Origin of the sequence: Saccharomonospora glauca K62, from assembly GCF_000243395.2 — a bacterium.
GTDB lineage: Bacteria > Actinomycetota > Actinomycetes > Mycobacteriales > Pseudonocardiaceae > Saccharomonospora > Saccharomonospora glauca.
In genome coordinates, this window is the sequence record NZ_CM001484.1 from 1,933,903 (window position 1) to 1,952,679 (window position 18,777).

16 protein-coding genes and 1 pseudogene are annotated in these 18,777 nt (G+C 69.4%); 10 read left to right on the forward strand and 7 right to left on the reverse strand.

Annotated elements, in window-relative coordinates:
• Nucleotides 1-34: 34 nt before the first annotated feature.
• The 5 genes from nrfD to SACGLDRAFT_RS09395 form a co-directional block, all read right to left on the reverse strand.
• On the reverse strand, nucleotides 35-1,108 hold the full coding sequence (gene nrfD / locus SACGLDRAFT_RS09370; RefSeq protein WP_005463948.1) for an NrfD/PsrC family molybdoenzyme membrane anchor subunit: 1,074 nt from the start codon (nucleotides 1,106-1,108) through the stop codon (nucleotides 35-37).
• The gene (locus SACGLDRAFT_RS09375; protein WP_005463950.1) at nucleotides 1,105-2,124 is read right to left on the reverse strand and encodes a 4Fe-4S dicluster domain-containing protein; all 1,020 of its coding nucleotides are present in this window, start codon (nucleotides 2,122-2,124) and stop codon (nucleotides 1,105-1,107) included. Before SACGLDRAFT_RS09375 ends, nrfD begins: the two co-directional genes overlap by 4 nt.
• On the reverse strand, nucleotides 2,121-5,432 hold the full coding sequence (fdh, locus tag SACGLDRAFT_RS09380; RefSeq protein WP_005463951.1) for a formate dehydrogenase: 3,312 nt from the start codon (nucleotides 5,430-5,432) through the stop codon (nucleotides 2,121-2,123). Before fdh ends, SACGLDRAFT_RS09375 begins: the two co-directional genes overlap by 4 nt.
• Nucleotides 5,433-5,542: 110 nt before the next feature.
• Nucleotides 5,543-5,779 carry a YbdD/YjiX family protein gene (locus SACGLDRAFT_RS09390; protein WP_005463956.1) on the reverse strand — a complete coding sequence of 79 codons (237 nt, stop codon included), beginning with the start codon at nucleotides 5,777-5,779 and terminating at the stop codon, nucleotides 5,543-5,545.
• The gene (locus SACGLDRAFT_RS09395) at nucleotides 5,776-7,998 is read right to left on the reverse strand and encodes a carbon starvation CstA family protein (protein ID WP_005463957.1); all 2,223 of its coding nucleotides are present in this window, start codon (nucleotides 7,996-7,998) and stop codon (nucleotides 5,776-5,778) included. Before SACGLDRAFT_RS09395 ends, SACGLDRAFT_RS09390 begins: the two co-directional genes overlap by 4 nt.
• Before the next feature lie 451 nt (nucleotides 7,999-8,449).
• On the opposite strand from SACGLDRAFT_RS09395, the gene SACGLDRAFT_RS09400 reads away from it, so the two are divergent.
• Nucleotides 8,450-9,076, forward strand: coding sequence for an IMPACT family protein (locus tag SACGLDRAFT_RS09400; RefSeq protein WP_005463960.1), 627 nt, complete (start codon nucleotides 8,450-8,452; stop codon nucleotides 9,074-9,076).
• A gap of 37 nt (nucleotides 9,077-9,113) precedes the next feature.
• Here the strand turns inward: SACGLDRAFT_RS09400 and SACGLDRAFT_RS09405 are convergent, their stop codons facing one another.
• Together SACGLDRAFT_RS09405 and SACGLDRAFT_RS09410 are read right to left on the reverse strand one after the other, a co-directional pair.
• Nucleotides 9,114-9,491, reverse strand: a complete 378-nt coding sequence (locus tag SACGLDRAFT_RS09405) for a PH domain-containing protein (RefSeq protein ID WP_005463962.1) — start codon at nucleotides 9,489-9,491, stop codon at nucleotides 9,114-9,116.
• 95 nt (nucleotides 9,492-9,586) lie between these two features.
• Entirely contained in the window at nucleotides 9,587-11,179 is a 1,593-nt protein-coding gene (locus SACGLDRAFT_RS09410; protein ID WP_005463964.1) for an amidohydrolase family protein, read from the reverse strand.
• Nucleotides 11,180-11,423: 244 nt separating this feature from the next.
• Between SACGLDRAFT_RS09410 and SACGLDRAFT_RS09415 the strand changes: the two genes are divergently transcribed.
• The 9 genes and pseudogenes from SACGLDRAFT_RS09415 to SACGLDRAFT_RS09450 all read left to right on the forward strand — a co-directional run bounded on the left by SACGLDRAFT_RS09415 (nucleotide 11,424) and on the right by SACGLDRAFT_RS09450 (nucleotide 18,728).
• Entirely contained in the window at nucleotides 11,424-11,885 is a 462-nt protein-coding gene (locus SACGLDRAFT_RS09415; RefSeq protein ID WP_005463966.1) for a MarR family winged helix-turn-helix transcriptional regulator, read from the forward strand.
• 351 nt (nucleotides 11,886-12,236) lie between these two features.
• Nucleotides 12,237-12,377 (forward strand): annotated as a pseudogene (locus SACGLDRAFT_RS22705) (helix-turn-helix transcriptional regulator); the annotation flags it as partial.
• 140 nt (nucleotides 12,378-12,517) lie between these two features.
• The gene (locus SACGLDRAFT_RS09420) at nucleotides 12,518-14,605 is read left to right on the forward strand and encodes an NACHT domain-containing protein (protein WP_051036191.1); all 2,088 of its coding nucleotides are present in this window, start codon (nucleotides 12,518-12,520) and stop codon (nucleotides 14,603-14,605) included.
• Nucleotides 14,606-14,755: 150 nt separating this feature from the next.
• A complete protein-coding gene (locus SACGLDRAFT_RS09425) occupies nucleotides 14,756-15,907 on the forward strand; it encodes a hypothetical protein (RefSeq protein WP_005463969.1) in 1,152 nt (383 codons plus the stop codon).
• Complete coding sequence (locus tag SACGLDRAFT_RS09430; protein ID WP_005463971.1) at nucleotides 15,904-16,290, forward strand: hypothetical protein; 387 nt, start codon at nucleotides 15,904-15,906, stop codon at nucleotides 16,288-16,290. Before SACGLDRAFT_RS09425 ends, SACGLDRAFT_RS09430 begins: the two co-directional genes overlap by 4 nt.
• Complete coding sequence (locus tag SACGLDRAFT_RS09435; protein WP_005463972.1) at nucleotides 16,287-17,090, forward strand: ESX secretion-associated protein EspG; 804 nt, start codon at nucleotides 16,287-16,289, stop codon at nucleotides 17,088-17,090. The genes SACGLDRAFT_RS09430 and SACGLDRAFT_RS09435 overlap by 4 nt, the downstream gene beginning before the upstream one ends.
• Nucleotides 17,091-17,125: 35 nt before the next feature.
• The gene (locus SACGLDRAFT_RS09440) at nucleotides 17,126-17,473 is read left to right on the forward strand and encodes a YbaB/EbfC family nucleoid-associated protein (protein ID WP_005463981.1); all 348 of its coding nucleotides are present in this window, start codon (nucleotides 17,126-17,128) and stop codon (nucleotides 17,471-17,473) included.
• Entirely contained in the window at nucleotides 17,470-17,802 is a 333-nt protein-coding gene (locus SACGLDRAFT_RS09445) for a type VII secretion target (protein ID WP_005463982.1), read from the forward strand. Before SACGLDRAFT_RS09440 ends, SACGLDRAFT_RS09445 begins: the two co-directional genes overlap by 4 nt.
• A complete protein-coding gene (locus tag SACGLDRAFT_RS09450; RefSeq protein WP_005463983.1) occupies nucleotides 17,799-18,728 on the forward strand; it encodes a WXG100 family type VII secretion target in 930 nt (309 codons plus the stop codon). The genes SACGLDRAFT_RS09445 and SACGLDRAFT_RS09450 overlap by 4 nt, the downstream gene beginning before the upstream one ends.
• The last annotated feature ends 49 nt before the right edge of the window (nucleotides 18,729-18,777 follow it).

Below are 18,777 nucleotides of genomic sequence, written 5' to 3' on the forward strand. Positions count from 1 at the left end.
GAACCCGCGGCGGACTTTCGTCCGTGCCACGCCGTCAGCGCCGCGGTCGCTCCTCGGCGACCGCCCGTCGCGCGGCGAGCCGTTCACGTTGGGGGACGACGACGTACTCCGGGTCCTCGGTACTGGCCACACCGGCGTGGAAGACGGCGAAACGTTGCAGGGCACTGCCGCCGAGCAAGGCCAGGCCGGACAACGCGGCGGCCACGCGACTGCGAGAAGCGGCCACCAGCGAGCCGACCGCCCCCGCGACGGTGAGCCGGTGCGACCAGCGGCGCAACGTGCCCGCCCTGCCCCGCGAGTACGCCTTCGCGACCAACCCGAGACGACGTTCCAGGACCTTCGAGGCCACCAGCTCCATCACGGCACCGCCCACACCGAACGCGCGGGCGGGCCCCGCCTGCTCCACCGGGACCAGAACCTGGGCCAGCCCACCGGCACTGGCCGCCGCCGAGCCCGTGAAGACGAACGGCAACTGCGGATGCGCGGTGTTCCAGGCGGGCACCGCCGTCTGCGACAACAGCACCGCGGTGTAGGACGCGACGGCGGGAGCGACGGCGGCCGCGGCCATCCCCGCGGGTCTTGCCAACCACCGCAACAGCCGGGCGAGCAGCATGCGACGCAGCCGCTTCGGCACCAGTTCGGACACCGCCGCCAGCCCGATCGCGGGGCCGTAGGCGACGAGAATCCACGTCCCCACACTCATGGGCGAGGTGGGGCGGGCCACCCGCAGCATGTGATGAAAGCGTTCCGGCCGCCCGAGGTCCGCGACGAGCAGGTAGGTACTCGCCCCCAGACCCGCCAACGCGCTCACCCGCCCCACTCGCCGCAGGGCGGGTCGAGAGGTCAGGTCCGCGCCCGCCGCCAACACGGCGGTCCCCGCGGACAGCCCGCCGGTGAAGAAGTACGCCGGGATCAGCCACTCCCAGACCGGCGGCTTCAACACGGGACGGCCGTAGTAGGAGCGGAACTCGGCCCGCGGCACGGTCGCCGGTTCCCGGCTCCCATCGTCACCACGCCGGTCACCACGCCGCGCGAACATGCGGGCGCGCGTGTCGGCCGCGCCCCGGTCACTACGGGGCTCGCGCAGCAAGTCCTTCCGCCCCCTCATCGGCCACCTCGCCCCAGAAACGCCGACACCGCCGTGCCGAGAAACGCCACCGCCGCCATGGCCGCGTACTTCCACATCGAGGGCAGGTCGCGGGTCGGAACCACGGGATCGGGCGGCAATCCGTACACCTCCGGCTCGTCCAACAACAGGAAGAACGCCCCGTCACCGCCGACCCCGTCCTCCGGGTCGTGTCCGTAAAGACGCGCCTCGGTGACGCCGAGATCGTGCAACTGCTCCACCCGCCGCCGCGCGCGCTCGCGCAACTCGTCCAGAGGTCCGAATTGGATCGAGTCGGTGGGGCAGGCCTTGGCGCACGCCGGTTCCAGACCGTCCTTGAGCCGGTCGTAGCACAACGTGCACTTCCACGCGCGGCCGTCGCCCTCCCGCCGGTCGATGACGCCGTAGGGGCAGCCGGAGACGCAGTACCCGCAGCCGTTGCAGATGTCTTCCTGCACGACCACCGTGCCGAACTCGGTGCGGAAGAGCGCTCCGGTGGGACACACGTCGAGACACCCGGCGTGGGTACAGTGCTTGCACACGTCCGAGGCCATCAACCACCGGAACTCGGTGCGGTTCTCGGCCCCGCTGTTCGCGCCGGGCAACTCGAACGACGGCATGCCCAGATCGGCCGGTTCGGTGCCGAGCCGACCACCGCGATGCTCGGCTTGCTCGATCGCCGAGGCGGCGGCGTCCGCGGCGGCCTCACTGCCGGACGGCCCGGTCGGCAGCGAGCCCAGACCGCTGTCCTGCCCGCCCAAGGGGCGCTCCTGCTCGATGAACGCGACGTGCCGCCACGAGTTCGCGCCGAGCATGCCGGTGTTGTCGAACGACATCCCCAGCAGGTCGAACCCGTCGTCGGGCACCTGGTTCCACTCCTTGCACGCCACCTCACAGGCCTTGCACCCGATGCAGATCGACGTGTCGGTGAAGAAACCCACCCGAGGAGGAGGGTCGGTGTGGCCCGCGTCGGCGGCGGGGTCGTCGAGCGGCCCGTACAGACTGTGCTCGGAGTTCATCGCTCCTCCCGTGCTTGCGGCCCCTCGGTTGGAGGAGGCTCCGTGTGCACCACGTCGAGCGCCTCGGTGGTGGCGATGCGGAGTCCGGTTTCCGTCGTGATCCCGGCGCGCCTGCGGTAGTCGGCCAGGTAGTCCAGCAGCGCGCGCCCCCTCGGCCTGCGGCCCGGCCGGATATCACAGGTCGAGACCTTGCTCTCCTGGATGAACACGTTGGGGTCCAGCGTCACCCCGAACAGGTCGTTGACCACGTCACCACTGACCAGACCGGTGTGGCCCCAGTGGTAGGGCAACCAGATCTGGTGGACCACCCGGTCCTGCACCCGCAGCGGCGCCATGCGGTCGGTGACGATCACCCGAGCCTCGATCGCGGCCCTGCTGGTCACCACGTGCGCCCAGCCGAGGTGCTCCAACCCGCGCTCGGCCGCCAGCTCGGGCGAGACCTCCACGAACAACTCGGGTTGCAGCTCCGCCAGGTACGGCAACTGACGGCTCATGCCTCCCGCCGTGTGGTGCTCGGTGAGCCGAGCCGTGGTGAACACGTACGGGAAGACCTCGCCGTGCGCTTCGGGAGGCGCCGGGTTCGACGGGTTGTCCGGGCGACCGTAGACCTTGCGCGTCGGGTTGCCCTGCTGCCCGTACAACAGGTTGCGCACGGGCGACTCGTGGGGCTCGTAGTGCGTGGGCAACGGGCCGTCCTGCAACCCCTTCGGCGCGAACAACCAGGCCTTGCCGTCGGCCTGCATGATGAACGGGTCGTCGCCGCGCAACGCCTCGGGGCCCACGGCGCCGTCCGGCGGGATGTAGTCCGGCGGCTTGTGCTTGTCGAAGTCCGGCACGTCGTAGCCGGTCCACTCGCCGTGCTCGGCGTCCCACCACACCAGAGCCTTGCGCTCGCTCCAGGGCCGGCCCTCGGGGTCGGCCGACGCGCGGTTGTAGAGGACGCGGCGGTTCATCGGCCACGTCCATCCCCACTCCGACTCGTACGGTCCCTGTTCCCGGTGCGGCTTACGCCGGGCGGCCTGGTTGACGCCGTCGGCGAACACCCCGCTGTAGATCCAGCACCCGCACGAGGTGCTGCCGTCGGACTTGAGCTCGGTGTAGCCGTTCAGCAGACGGCCCGTCCGCAGGTCGTGGCCGTTGATGTGTTTCAGCACGTCCTCGGCGGACGGTTCGTCGCCGTCCACCTCGTAGTCCCACGCCAGGTCGAGCAGCGGCCGGTCGCGCTCGTCGGTGGACCCGGCGAGTTTTTCCTTGAGCAGCCTGCCCAGGTGGTAGAAGAACCACAGCTCGGAACGCCGATCGCCGGTCGGTTCGACCGCCTGGTCGCGCCACTGCAGCATGCGCTGGGTCTGGGTGAACGTGCCCGACTTCTCGACGTGGGAGGCGGCGGGGAAGAAGAACACCTCCGTCCGGCACCGAGTGGGGTCGATCTCCCCGGTCTCGACCTCCGGCGAGTCCTTCCAGAACTCCGCGCTCTCGATCATCGTCAGGTCGCGCACGACCAGCCAGTCCAAATTGGCCATCCCCAGCCGTTGCAACCGACCGTGGGCCGACCCGACGGCCGGGTTCTGCCCCAGCAGGAAGTAGCCGAAGACCTTGCCGTCGATCATGTCCATGACCGACCGGTAGGTGCCGTGGTCGCCGGTGATCCGGGGCAGGTAGTCGAAACAGAAGTCGTTGTCCGGGCGCGCCGCCTCGCCCCAGTACTCTTTCAGCAACGACACGATGTAGGCGTCGGCGTTGCGCCAGTAGCCCTTCTGCAGGTCCCCCCGCACGTCGGCCACGTAGCTTCGCAGGTCCCGATGCGACTCGGCGTCCGGCATCGGAAGGTAGCCGGGCAGCAGGTTGAACAGGGTGGGGATGTCCGTCGAGCCCTGGATGCTGGCGTGTCCGCGCAGGGCGATCACCCCGCCGCCGGGCCTGCCGATGTTGCCCAGCAGCAACTGGATGATGGCGCCCGCCCTGATGAACTGCGAACCGACACTGTGCTGGGTCCACCCCACGCTGTACACCAGCATGCCGGTGCGCTCCCGCCCGGAGTTGGCCGTCCAGGCCCGGCACACCTTGAGGAACTGCTCGACCGGGACCCCGCAGATCGACTCGACGACCTCGGGGGTGTAGCGGGCGAAGTGACGCTTGAGGATCTGGTACACGCACCGGGGGTGTTGCAGGGTCGGGTCCGCCGCGATCCGCCGGGCCCCGCCCTCGACCTTCGGCCCACCGGAGCCGTACTCGTACGCCGAGGACTTCTGCTTGGACTTCGCCCCGCCGGAGCCGTCCCCCTCGGTGTGGACGCTCTCGTACTCCCAGGTTCCGGGGTCGTACGAGCCCGTCCGCGGGTCGTAACCGCTGAACAGTCCGTCGAGGTCCTCGGCGTCCCGGTACTCCTCGTTCACCAGGAACGAGGCGTTGGTGTAGGCCGTGACGTACTCACGGAAGTCGAGGTCGTTCGACAGGATGTAGTTGATCACGCCGCCGAGGAAGGCGATGTCCGTACCCGCGCGCAGCGGGACGTACATGTCGGCTATGGCGCTGGTGCGCGTGAACCGCGGGTCGATGTGAATGACCGTCGCACCCCTGGCCTTGGCCTCCATGACCCACTGGAACCCGACCGGATGGGCTTCGGCCATGTTGGAGCCCATGATGACGATGCAGTCGGAGTTGACCAGGTCCTGCTGGTAGTCCGTCGCGCCACCGCGACCGAAGGAGGCTCCCAGACCGGGAACCGTGGCCGAGTGTCAAATCCGGGCCTGGTTCTCGATCTGCACCGCTCCCAACGCCGTGAAGAGCTTCTTGATGAGGTAGTTCTCCTCGTTGTCGAGCGTCGCCCCACCGAGGCTCGCGATCCCCATCGTGCGGCGAAGGGGGTTGCCGTGCTCGTCGGTGTCCTGCCAGCCCTTGGCCCGCGCGTCGAGGACCCGGTCGGCCACCATGTCCATGGCCGTGTCGAGGTCGAGCTCCCGCCACTGTGTGGAATAAGGCGCGCGGTAGAGGACACGATCGGCGCGCTGGGGGCCCGTGACGAGCTGCTTGCTCGCCGACCCCTTGGGGCACAACCGGCCCCGCGAGATGGGACTGTCGGGATGGCCCTCGATCTGGACGACCCGCTCGTCCTTGACGTACACCTTCTGCGCGCATCCGACCGCGCAGTAGGGACACACCGAGTTGACCACCCGGTCGGCGGAGGCGGTCCTCGGGGTCAGCGCCGCCGACCGGGCGGACTCCGCCGCCTTGCCCCGGCCCAGGCGGTCGGACCCCGTCAGCTGCCGGTACACCGGCCACGCGCGGAGCCACTTCCTCATGACCATCGCACTCCTCACACCGCGGAATGCCCGAGTGCTTCCTTGCTACCCACACCGGCCGTGCCCGAAACCGGTGAGCAACTCACCGTACCGGAGATCGGCAAGTTCCGTCACGGTCAGCAGCAGCGGGCACCGGGGTCGCTGGCCATCCGGTCCAGCTTCGCGCGCTCGAACTCCCGCCGCGACACGGGCCGCGCCTCGGGGTGGTGGCGGCGCAGGTGCGCCACGTAGTGCTCGTAGTCGTTCTCGCCGACCACTTCCTTGACGTACCAGCTCACGGCACGCCAGGCGCGGGCGAGCGTCGCCCCGACCCGCGCGAGGCCGGGGCGGCGTGTGGCGGCGCGGCCGGTCACGCCGGCACCTCTTCGGCGCTGCCCGTGGGCTTCTGCTTGGCCTCCCACTCGCGCCACTCGGCCGCGAGGCGTTTCTCCTCGGCCGTGGCGAACAGCCCGGACGGGGCGAAGATGTGCGACTCCTCCGCCGGATGTTCGGTGTCGCTGATCGTGCCGGAGCGGATGGCGCTGATCGACTTCCGGAGCGCGTCGACGAGCACCACGACGATCAGCAGGGCGAAGAGGATCGACAGGCTGCCCTGGATGAACGTGTTGCGCACGACCTGTTCCATCTGTTCGACGTTCTCGGCGGGCCCCATCGAGGTCTCACCCGCGGCCAGGGCTTCCTTGTAGGCGTTGTGCTGGCTCCAGTAGCCGATGTTCGGGTCGCTGCTGAAAATCTTCTGCCAGCTCGCCGTGAGTGTCACGACGACGTCCCACACCAACGGGATGCCCGGCACCCAGGCGTACTTGACCCGCCCCGTCTTGCACAGGATTGTCACGCACACGGCCAACGCCACGGCGGCGAGCAACTGGTTGGCGATACCGAACAACGGGAACAGCGTGTTGATACCGCCGAGCGGGTCGGTGACGCCCATGAGCAGGATCGAGCCCCACGCGGCCACGATCACCGCGCTGGCCAGGATCGCACCCGGCCGCCACGACGTGTCCTTGAACTTCGGCACGACGTTGCCCAGGGTGTCCTGGAGCATGAAGCGGCCCACCCGTGTCCCGGCGTCCACCGTGGTGAGGATGAACAGCGCCTCGAACATGATCGCGAAGTGGTACCAGAACGCCTTCGCGCCCTCACCGCCGAAGACGTCACCGAGGACCTCGGAGATCCCGACCGCGAGCGTGGGCGCACCGCCGGTGCGGGAGACCAGCGACTCCTCCTGCACCGCCGCCGCGGCCGCGTCGAGGGCCTCCGGCGTGGTGGAGACCCCGGCCAGGCCGAGTCCGTTGACGAACTCGGCCGCGCCCTCGGCCGTTCCGCCCGTGGCGCCCGCCGCCGAGTTCATGGCGAAGTACAGGCCCTGGTCGATCACGCACGCCGCGACGAGCGCCATGATCGCCACGAACGACTCGGTGAGCATGCCGCCGTAGCCGATGAGCCGGACCTGCCGCTCCTTGGCCACCATCTTCGGCGTGGTGCCCGAGGAGACCAGCGCGTGGAAGCCCGACAGCGCCCCGCACGCGATCGTGATGAACACGAACGGGAACAGCGAACCGGTGAACGCCGGGCCCTGGCCGTTGAACGCGAAGTCGGTGAACGCCGGCATCGTGGTGGCCGGCATCGCGACGAGCACGCCGAGCGCCAGCACGACGATGGTGCCGACCTTCATGAACGTCGACAGGTAGTCGCGGGGCGCCAGCAGCATCCACACGGGCAGCACCGAGGCGAGGAAGCCGTAGATGATGAGGCACCAGACCAGCGTCACCTTGTCGAGGGTGAACACCGAGGCCAGCGAGGAGTCGGCGATCCAGCCGCCCGCGACGATGGCCAGCAGCAACAGGGCGCAGCCGATCAGGCTGACCTCGGTGACCCGGCCGGGCCGCAGGTACCGGAGGTAGAAGCCCATGAAGAGCGCGATCGGGATGGTCATCGCGAGCGAGAACACGCCCCACGGCGACTCGGCGAGGGAGTTCACCACCACGAGCGCCAGCACCGCCAGCAGGATGATCATGATGGCCAGGACGGCGAGCAGTGCCGCGACACCGCCGATCGGGCCGATCTCGTCGCGCGCCATCTGACCGAGCGACCGGCCGTTACGCCGCATCGAGAAGAACAGCACCACCATGTCCTGCACGGCGCCCGCGAACACGACCCCGACGATGATCCAGATCGTGCCGGGCAGGTAGCCCATCTGAGCGGCGAGCACCGGGCCGACCAACGGACCCGCGCCCGCGATGGCCGCGAAGTGGTGTCCGTAGAGCACCCGGCGGTCGGTGCGGTTGTAGTCGACGCCGTTCTCCAACCGTTCCGCCGGTGTGGCGCGCTTGTCGTCGGCCTTGAGAACCTTCGTGAGGATGAACCTCGCGTAGAACCGGTACGCGATCGCGTACGAGCACAGTGCCGCGAAGATGAACCAGATCGCGTTGACGTGCTCGTCCCTGGCTACCGCGAGGATGGTCCAGGCGACGCCTCCGAGTAGGGAGATCGCCACCCAGAGCGCGATCTTCGCCGGCGTCCATCGAGGTTTGTCACTCGCTTCGACCGGTGGATGTCCGACCGTTGCCATGTGTGCTCCTGTATGTGTGCGATCGAACGACGACGTTCGTCGCCCGCCGTGATCAATGCGGCCGGCCCGCCAGCCGTGCGCGTCGCGCGAAGGCCGGAAGCGCTCGAACGGGTGATCTCGATGTCACCCGTTCGGAACTTCGTCCCGCGTCCTTCGCCCGGGCGCGTACGACTCGTGAGCATCAGGGACAGAGGTGTATCACATGACACGGTCCAATTGGCCTCCCTCGGCGCGTGTTTTTTCGGACACGGTTCGTGATCGACTCGGTGAACCTGGGTAGCCCCGAGGGATGTGGCGCACGAGACAGCGAGGGTGCCGAGCGCGGGTCCGAATACCGAGACGCCGACATGGGGTGAGCGCGGTCTTGCGCCTCGGCCGCTCGGGTGACCTCGCCGCCGGGGGCGCGGCGTAGGATCGGGCCGACGGTCGGACGACGGACGGAGGCGGGAGAGTGCGGGTGATCGCCCGCGACGGGGAGCACGAGGTCGAGATCCAACGCTCCCGGTTCCTGTGCACCGTGGCCCGTGTCTCCGACGTCGACGAGGCCAACGCGGTGATCGCGCGGGTCCGGCGAGCCGGGCCGGACGCCACGCACCACTGTGTCGCCCTGCGGATCGGCGATCCCGACACCGGCGCGCTCACGGCGCGCAGCAACGACGACGGCGAACCCTCCGGGACGGCGGGGGTGCCGATGCTGGAGGTACTGACCCGTCGCGGCCTGACCGATGTCGTGGCCGTCGTGTCACGCTGGTTCGGCGGGATCAAGCTCGGGGCCGGTGGACTGGTCCGCGCCTACTCGGGGGTGCTCGCCGAGACGCTGGACATCGTCGGCGAACTCCGCCGGGTCCGCCACCGCGAGCTGCTGCTGGCCGTCCCCCACGACCGCGCCGGACGGCTGGAGAACCACCTGCGGAACTCGCCGTACCGGCTGCGGGGAGTGGACTACGGCTCGGACGTCACCTTCACGGTCGCCGTCACCGAGGACGCGGTGGGGGAGTTCGAGGCATGGCTGGCCGAGCACTCCGGCGACACGATCGAGGTCCTCGACGCCGGCCCCTGCGACCTCTACCTGCCGTGAGGTTCCGAGTCGCGTCGGGGCCGGGACGGATTCGTGGTCAGCGTGCGATGTAGGTGCTCAACAGGGCCTGGACCTCGTAGATGTCGACTCCCTTGCTGAATTGCTTCGAAATCGGTACTCCCATCCCGGAAAGCCAGATCTTCAACTCGGCGTCGAGGTCGAAGTGACCGGCGGTCTCGACGGAGAAGTGGGTGATGCTGCGGTACGGAATCGAGTGGTATTCGATCTTCCGACCGGTCACGCCCTGTTTGTCGACGAGGATCAGGCGGTGGTCGGTGAAGACGAAGTAGTCCCGGATCAACTGGTAGGCCGCCCGGACCTGTTCTCCCTCGGCCAGCAAGCGCTCCAGCTCCCGCGTCGCCGAACCGGGATCGATTCTCGACGCGTTTCCCATCAGTCCGCTGAAAAGCCCCATGTGTCGTCCCCCGTCGGCGAGTTCGGATGGTGTGATCACGGTAGCGGAACATCGGTCCCCGAGGGCCGGTTTCGCGGCGACGGCAAGAATTTCCCTCACGCGAACAAGTCCGGCCGAATTCCCACCGCGCGGAACAGGTAGTCGCGCGAGTTCTCCAGATCGTGCCGCAGGCGGTCGAGATCGACGCCGAGCAGCCGCCCCCGCCACTTGCGGACCTTGCCCGCGACGATCACGGTCTCGACGTTGGTGCGGTCCATGAGGGTGACCACGGCACCCGGCACGTTGTTGAGCGGGGCGACGTTGAGGGCGGTGGCGTCGAGGAGCACGATGTCGGCCTCCTTGCCGGGGGTGAGGGAGCCGGTCTTGTGGTCGAGGCGAAGGTGCGCGGCCCCGTTGATCGTCGCGTAGCGCAGGACGTCGCGAACGGTGAGCAGCGGCGGGGTGCCCTCGGCGGGCGTCGGCCACTCGTTGGGCGGGGTGAAGTCGCCCTGTTCGAGGACCATCTGGTTGACCAGCATGCGCTGCATGGTCAGCGCCGACCGCATCAAGGTGAACGGATCGGCGGCCATGGTGGTCTCGACGTCGGAGCTAAGAGAGGGCTCCATGCCCAGCTTCTGCATCGTGAGGATGGGCGGCACGCCGTGGCGCATGTGCATCTCGATCGGGAAGGCCACCGACACCCGCACCCCCGCGTCGCGGGCCCGCCGCCAGGTCAGGTCGGACATCCCGGTCATGTGGATGAACAGCACGTCCGGGCCGAAACCGAGATCGCCCGTGCTCCCGCCGGTGCCTCGGGCGAGCTCGTCGATGACCGTCCGAGGCACCGCACCCGAGACGGCGTGCGCGGCGATCAACAGATCCAGCTCGCGAGCAATCGTCCAGGCGCGGGTGTAGACCTCCTCGGCTTCCTGGATCTCCCCGCCCATGACCATGCTCACCAACTGGTCGTCGGAGGCGAACCACTGTTTTCTGATGCGATAGGCGTCCCGCGGATAGCGCGCCTCGGGGCGACCGTCGCCCTGGAAGTAGCCGAACGCGGCGCGCCGTTCGGCGTCGACGAGTGCCTGGATCGCGGCGTCGGAGTGCTCGGGCGAGTGGTGGATCTGGGAGACGTCGTGCACGGTGGTGACGCCGGCGTCGAGTTGGGCCAGTCCGGCGAACAGCGAGCTGAGATAGACGTCCTCCGGCCGATACGCGGGCGCGAACCGTTCCAGTACGTACTCCACGTACGACGGGTCGGCGCTCGGTGAACCGGATCCGTCGTCGCGCAGCAGGGCGTTGGGCAGGAACGACCGCAGCGCGGTCTCGAACTGATGGTGGTGCGTGTCGACGAACCCCGGCATGACGATGCGTCCTCGCGCGTCGATCTCGTCGACCCCCGGTGCGTGGACGTGCGGTCGGATCTCGACGATCTTCGTGCCGTCCACCACGACGTCGGCGACCTCGAAATCGCCCACCGTCGGGTCCATCGACATCACCGCCCCGCCTCGGATCACGTAGCGGCGTCCCGGCTTTCCGCTGTCACGCGGTGGTTCCTGGCCCCGGCCGTCGTGCGCTCGAGCGGGAGGCGACGTCAGCAGGCTCGCGCCCGCCACGCCTGCCACCGCTGACGCCTTCAGGAAATCGCGACGGCCGTGTCGCGAAGCGAAACCGTTCCGCGGGGAGTTGTCGTCGTCCCGGCTGGGCATGAGGAGTCTCCTTTGCAAGTGAGAGGGCCGGCGAAGGGAGCGTGGGCGCGAGAAGAAGTGGTTCGGACGTGTCGAGGGGAGGAACTAAAGACGCCTCTCGCGGCGGGAGAGGAGATTCGGCTCGCCCGGACGACGATGCGCTTCCCGAGGTCCACGGGAACCTGCCCTGTTTCGGCGGAATCGAGGTGACACCTCAAATCTACGCCTCCGAGTTGATGTGTCAACTCACCGTTAGGATGCCGTTATGGAGCAGCCGGAACTGACCGAACGCGAACTCCGCGCATGGCGGACCTCCTACCAGATGCTGGAACTGCTGCGGAGCCGCATCGAGCAACAGCTTCTCGCCGACAGTGGGCTGTCCAATGCCGACTACACCGTGCTGGCGCTGCTGTCCGAGGCGCCGAACGGGCGAATGCGCCTCTACGAACTCGGCCGGGCGGCCGGGTGGGAGAAAAGCCGCCTGCACCACCAACTCACCCGCATGAGCACACGCGGCCTGGTCACCCGAGAACGCTGCGGCTCCCGCGGTAGGGAAGCGGTGATCACACCGAAGGGCCTCACCGCGCTCAAGGACGCCGTGCCGGGACACGCGCGGGAAGTCCGACGCCTGTTCATCGACCGCCTCACCCCCGAAGAACTCGACCGCTTCGGCGACATCGCCGCCAAACTCCTCGACTCCCTGCGCGCCGACCGGCCCACCCCCTGAGATATCGGGACTTCACGGGAACGGAAACAGCCGCCTCACCCAGCCGAGACACCCTCCGCGTGATCTCCCGGACCTCCGAATCTCGAAGTCACCGTCGGCAACGACACCGGGATGCCGACGGCGATAGTGCTCGGCGAGCCGCTCGGCCCCTTCCGCCTCGTCCAGCCACGGCGTCCTGTAACCGCACTCGCCGCACCAGTACCGAAACTCCGCTGACATCGTGACCTCCCGTGGGCCAGCGAAGTCTCACCGATTCCCGAGGTCGACAACAGGTCGAACACCTGCCATTCCCGGCCGGTCGATCGGCACTAGGATGATCTCGTTTCGTCGTCGGCCTGGGGGAACTCCATCGTGGTCAATCGTTTCGGCGTCCTGCTGCGCGACGCGCGACGACGAGCCGGACTGACCCAGGAAGAGCTGGCCGCCCGATCGGGCGTCGGCGTGCGCACCATTCGCCGACTCGAAACCGGAAGCGGCACCAACCCCCGCATCGGCACCGTCACCCTGCTCGCCGACGCACTGGAGGTCACCCCCGCCGAACGCCGCGACCTGCTGGCCGCCGCCGACGGCGAACACCCCCCGACACCCGAGCCGAGCCAGCCCCGGACCCCGCCCCGGCGGCCTCCGGCCCCGTGCCCGCCACCCTGCCCGCGGTCCCCGAAGAGGTCGCGGAAGCCGCCGACCACCTGGCCCGAGTCATCGACGCCCGCCTACGACGCGAGGAGGAACTGCGCCGCCTGCCCGACCCGTTCCCCCTCCCCGTGCGCTGGCAGCAGGCGCCCGACCACCTCCTCGACCACTGGGACAACATCTGCCGTGTCCCGGTGGGCATCACCGCCGCCCCACTGGACCTCGCGGGCGAGATGGCGGACATCGCGGCCGTCTACCGGCGCGTACCGTCGCAACGACTGGTGGTGCTGGGACGCGCCGGCTCGGGCAAGACCGTGCTGGCGCTTCGGTTCGTGCTCGACATGCTCGCCACGCGCACGCCGGGCACCGCGGTACCGGTGATCTTCAACATCGGCTCGTGGGACCCCACCGCGACACCGTTACGCACCTGGCTGGTCGAGATGCTGCAACGCGACCAACCGGGACTCGCCGCGGCCGCGCCCGGCGGAGCCACGCTCGCCGCGGTCCTGGTGGACACCGGGCGCATCCTGCCCGTGCTCGACGGCTTCGACGAGATCGCCGAGGGACTGCACCGCCCCGCACTGGAGACACTGAACTCCCTGTCGATGCCGCTGCTGTTGACCAGCCGCTTCGACGAGTACGCCCGCGCCGTGACGGCGGTCGACGTGCTGACCTCGGCCGCCGTGGTCGAACTGACCGACCTCACCCTCGACGACCTCGCCGGCTACCTGCCCCGCACCACACGCCGGATCACCGCCGTCGACGGCGGCACCACCACCCCGTGGGACCCCGTCATCACCGCGCTGCGCGACCCCGCCGGAAACGACCATTCCGAAAGGCTGGCGGCGGTGCTGCGAACCCCGCTCATGGTCGGGCTCGCCCGCACGGTCTACAGCGACTCCCGCGACCGCGACCCGGCCGAGCTGCTGGACACCACCCGGTTCCCCACCGCACAAGCCATCGAGGAACACCTCCTCGACACCTTCGTCCCCACCGTCTACGGCGGCTGGCCGACCGCACCGGACGCCCACCACACGGTTCACGGCTGGGAGATCGCGCGAGTACGACGTTGGCTGGGGTTCCTCGCCGACGACCTCGACCGGCGCGGCACCACCGACCTCGAATGGTGGCGCATGGGCGGCTCGCGCCGCCGCGGGGTCCGAACCCTGACGGTGACGGCCTGCGTGTGCCTGGCCACGGTATTGGCCAATTGGCTGTTCTTCACCCCGGTGTCGGTCCTCGGCCTCGGCATACCGCTGTCCTGGGACGTCGTCCTCCTCGACGGCCTGTTCGGCGCCCCGGTCATCGGCCTGCCGTTCGGCTGCGTCTACCACCTGATGCTGGTCCGCAAAGACAGATTCAGCGAACTGATGCGGGTCCGAGTGCGGTTGTTCGACCGGGCCGGCAGACCTCCGGGATTCCGGCGTAAGGTCCTCACCCGGTTCGCGGTCGGGTTGTTCGCCGGCGCCATGGCCGGAGTCGGATACGCCTTCCTGAGACTGTTCGTGCACCTGCTGGCCTCACATCTGCAGGTCAACCCCGACCTCGGCATCGTCGTGTACTCGGTGGCCGTCGACGCCCTGGCCTTCGCCGTCATCTTCGGCCTGGCCGCCGCAAGCGTGCTGGCGCTCGCGGCCGCACTGGAGGCCCCGGCCAACCTCACCACGGCCACCAGTCCCGACGACCTGCTCGCGGCCAACCGCACGACCGTACTGCGCCTCGTCGGCCCCCTCGCACTGCTTTTGGCCCTCGTCATCACCGCCCTCGGCTTCCCCGTGTCCCACGCAGTGCGGACCGTTCTCGGCCCACCCTTCGAACTGCTCTGGGACGTGGAGGTCGGCTTGGCCGTCGGCCTGACGGGCGGGATCGGCGCCGCCGTCGGCTACATCGTCGCCTTCACCGCGTGGGGCCACTGGCTGTTGTTCACCCGCCTGCGGCTCCCGCTGACCGGCAAACTCCCGTGGGCCGTCGACACCTTCCTCGCCGACGCCTACCGGCGCGGCGTGCTGCGCCAGTCGGGAGCCGTCTACCAGTTCCGGCACGTGCGGCTGCAACAACACCTCGCAAAGGCCTACCGCACCGGCAACTGACGCCGTTTCCCCAGCTCAGCACACCCGGCCAGAAATGGCCGCCCCACGACCTTCCGCGTGCCCCGCCCCGGACGCGACCATCGGCCCCACGCCGACCGTGAAGTCGGCGACCGGAAAGGGGATTTCGGGGTGGTAAGCGAGACATCACCGGTGGGAACGGATATCGCCGGCCTGTGGGACGCGTACTTCGGAGAGCCCACTCCACCGGAGAACGGCGTCAACTGGGACGCATACAGCCACGAGGAGCTGTACCAGATGCTGTGGCAGGACGCCGACGTCGCCGACGTCAGCACCGTCGCCGCCGAATGGGCCGAACACCGCGCCGCGTTGGTGAACCACGCCGAGGTGCTACGGCAACAACGAATCGCGCTGCTGGAGAGCTGGACGGGAACGGGAGCCGAGGAAGCCGCACGCCGACTCGACATCCTCGCCGACCGCGTGGAGAAGCTCGCCGAGCTGGCGTACGCGGGGGAACGAGCAGCCGGACAAGCCGCCGACGCGCTGGCCAGAGCACGGGCGATGATGCCACCGCCACCGGCAGACCCGGCCGGTGCCACCGCGGTCGAGACCACACCCACCGCCACCGACTGGGCGACGTTCGGGGCGCAGTTCGCCGAACTCGGGCGACCCTCCGCAGCCACCACGGCCTCCTCCGCCTCCGACATGGTCGGCTCCTTCAGCGCGGTGGGCGGAGCCACCTTCAGCTTCTACGTCGGCGCCACGACCGCCGAGACCCAAAAACAGCAGGCCGTGCGCGCGATGCAGGGCTACGAGTCCAGCCTCACCGACTCGAGCCGGATGCTCGGCCGAGCCCGCGACATGATCCCCGCCGCCTCCACCCTCCCGAGCACCGCCACCACGCCCGCCAGCGCGTCCGACGACACCCGACGGTCGTGGCGCACGCTCGTCGGTGACCCGGCCAAGGGACTGACACCGGGGGCTGTCACGGGCGCCGTGGCCGGTGGAGCACTCGCCGCGGGAGCGGGACGGGCCGTGGGAACGGGGTCGTTCACCGGAATGGCCACGCCGGGCACGCCACTCGCGCCGGGCCTGCGAGTCGGGTCGATGGCGCTGTCCGGCGGTCCCGGAGCGACGATCACGCAGCTCGCCGCCGAGACGGCGGCCACGCGACCGGGCGCGATGGGCGGCATGGTGCCGCCCGGAGCCACCGGAGCCCGCCCCGGCTCCGACGACGAGGAACACGAGAACCGGATGCCGACGATCGACCACGGATTGTTCCCCCTCACCGAACCCGGTAGTGAGGCGGTCATCGGCCTGAACCAGGGAGACGACGAGCTGTGAGCGCGAAACGGGGAATCGAACTCGAACCGGATCTGCTCGACCAGCGCATCAAGACGCTGGCCGAACTGGGCGATCTGACCGGCGACCTGGTGGCCACCGCGAGCCGACTGGCCGAACGACTGCCGAGGCTCGGCACCGCGCCCCCGGCCGTGCACCTGGCATTGCGCCTGCGGGAGGCGGCGGGCAGCTCCGGCCTCGCGGGCGAGGTCGAGGCCACCGAGCGCGAGGTCCGCGAATACAAGCAGATGCTCTCCGAGGCCAAACGCAAGTACGAGGAACACGAATCCCAAGCCCGTGAGGACCTGCGGGCCGCCGAGGAGTCCGCCGCAACCGCCGGACCCGACGCGACAGGTCGACCCGGCTCACCGAGGCGATCGTCATGACGGCCGCGATCACCCCCACCGAACGCGTCGACCTGACCCCGACCGAGCTGGACCTGCTCGCCGCCTACGCGGGCAGACCGTTCCCGTTCCCACTGCGCGTGCCCTCGACCGGCCGGATCGCGGGCGAACGCGCCGCATTGTTCGCCGCGGCGGGACAACGACTCGCCGAGCGCGGACTCGCCACACCGGACGGGCCCGTCGGCATCGCGGCGGAACTGATGACCGCCCTGCGAGAGCACCGAAACACCGTCGACCTCGTGGTGATCGACGGCACCCAGGTGACGGGAGCCGTCACCATGATCCTCGACTCCCACGCGGTGGTGTGCCGACAGTCGATCGGCCCCGAGCCCGCACCGGTCACCGTCACGCGAGTCGCCGACACCGCACTGACCACCGAACTCACGGCATTCCTTCCACGCGTGAAGGCCGCGCCGACCCTGCCCCTCACCCTGCCGCCCGGCGTGCTCGAGGACGCGTTGCGACTGCTGCGGAATACGATGGGCATCACCGCGCCCCGCGAGCGAGTCCGAGCCCTGGTCCGGGAACGCGGGGGAGAGGCCTCCGCCGTCGACGCGCTCATCGACCTCGTGCCGTCGGTGTCGGGACGAGGACAACTCGGCGTCGTCCTCCGATCGCCGACCGGCGCCGCCGACCGCCCACCCGAACTGTCGTGGTTGGACACCCCCAGAGGCCGAGTCCGAGTCGACCGCGACCCCCGAGGCTGGGTGAGCGTCAACCCGTTACGACACGGCGAACTGCTCACGGCCCTCAACGACGCCGTGGCCCGAGCCCGCGCCTAGCCCAATTCGACGGTGGGAAACAGAAAGGAACCCTCATGGAACCAGCACAGTGGTTGGCCGACTACCGCGACCGCCTCGAACGCGCGGCCTACGGCGCCCAACGAGCCAGCGAGAGCCTACGCGAGGTCGGAGCGACCGCCACCTCCCCACGCGGTGAGGTCACCGTGTCGGTGAACGCCGCGGGCGCACTCGAGGACATCAAACTGGTCCCCGCGGCACGCAAACTCGAAGCCGAGGCCCTCGCGAGACTCATCATGACCACCGCCCGCGAAGCCCAGCGCATCGCCGCCGGACGCATGGCCGAGGTGATGGCCGGCTACCTCGGGGACAACCCGGCACTCATCGAGATCACGAAACACCTGCCCGCGGAGGTCGTGCGATGAGCCCGCAACCGTCCTACGAAGTCGACCCCGAACAGCTCCGCGCCCACGCCCGCAGGCTCGCCGCGCACGCCGACCAACTGTCCTCCATCGGCACGGCCCTGCCCTCGCAGATGGGAGCCCAGTCACTGGGAGCGTTCGCACAGTTCATCACCGCGAGCATCGGCGCGGCGATGACCGCGACGACGGACGCCTTCGCGCACGCCTCCTCCACTGTGGACAAGGTGAGCGAGGGCATGCGACGCGCCGCCGACCGGTATCAGGAATCCGACGACACCCACGCCACCGACCTCACCGGCATCGGGGCACACATCGAGGAGGAACCCCGATGACCACGACCTCACGAACCCAGCACGAGCCCTCCGAGCGTTCCGCGGTGGAGATCAGCACGGCACTGGCCGACCTACGAATCGCCGGGGACGCCATCGGCGGCAAGCAATGGCTCTCGGCCGACCTCGCGGGCGAACCCGTGGTCTCGATCAACATGCTCGGCTCCACGGCCAGCCCACTTTCCGCCCTCGCCAGCGCGGGATGCGACTTCCTCACCCCACTGATCTCGTTCCTCGAGGAACCACTCGCGCAACTACGCGGAGAGCCCGACTCGGTGTCCGGCCCCGCCGCCGAGCACGACGAGGCCGCGCGCTCGGCGAACGCCGTCGCCGACGACTACCGCTCCACGGTGGAATCGGAGACCAGCGAGTGGTCCGGCGACGCCAAAACCAACTACACGCAGACGGCCTACCAACTCGTCGACGGAATCCTGTCCATCGCGGAGACCGCCGCCACCAACGCGAAGGCGATGATCGCGGCGGGCGAGGTGGTGGCCCAGGTCGTCGACATCGTCACCCGACTGATCACCGAGGCCGTCGGAAAGATCGTGCCGATCATGACCGAGGCGATCGCCGCGGCCCCCGCCACGTTCGGCGCCAGCATCGCGCAGGCGATCCCGCAGTGCGTGGCCATCGCCGTCGACTACGGCGGACGGATCGCGGCCAAGCTGGGGGAGCTGCTCGCCAGCGGCGAGAACCTGGTGAAGCTCATCGAGGGCGCGACCGGGGTCCTCAAGGTTGTTCGGCAAGGCCTCACCGTCATCGGCGACCTGGCGGGAGGCGGTGCCCCCTCGGACACGGGCGCCCAAAGCGTGAAGGAACTACCGAAGCCCGAGACGAACACCGAAAGCCGAGGCGAAGAGGACCAGCCGCAACCCGAGGTGGACAACCCACTGGACGGCGAGTGGAGCCCCATCACGCGGGAATAGAGGCCATCGACCCGGTGGCGCGCCCGGCCGGCGAGTGGCGTCGTGACGT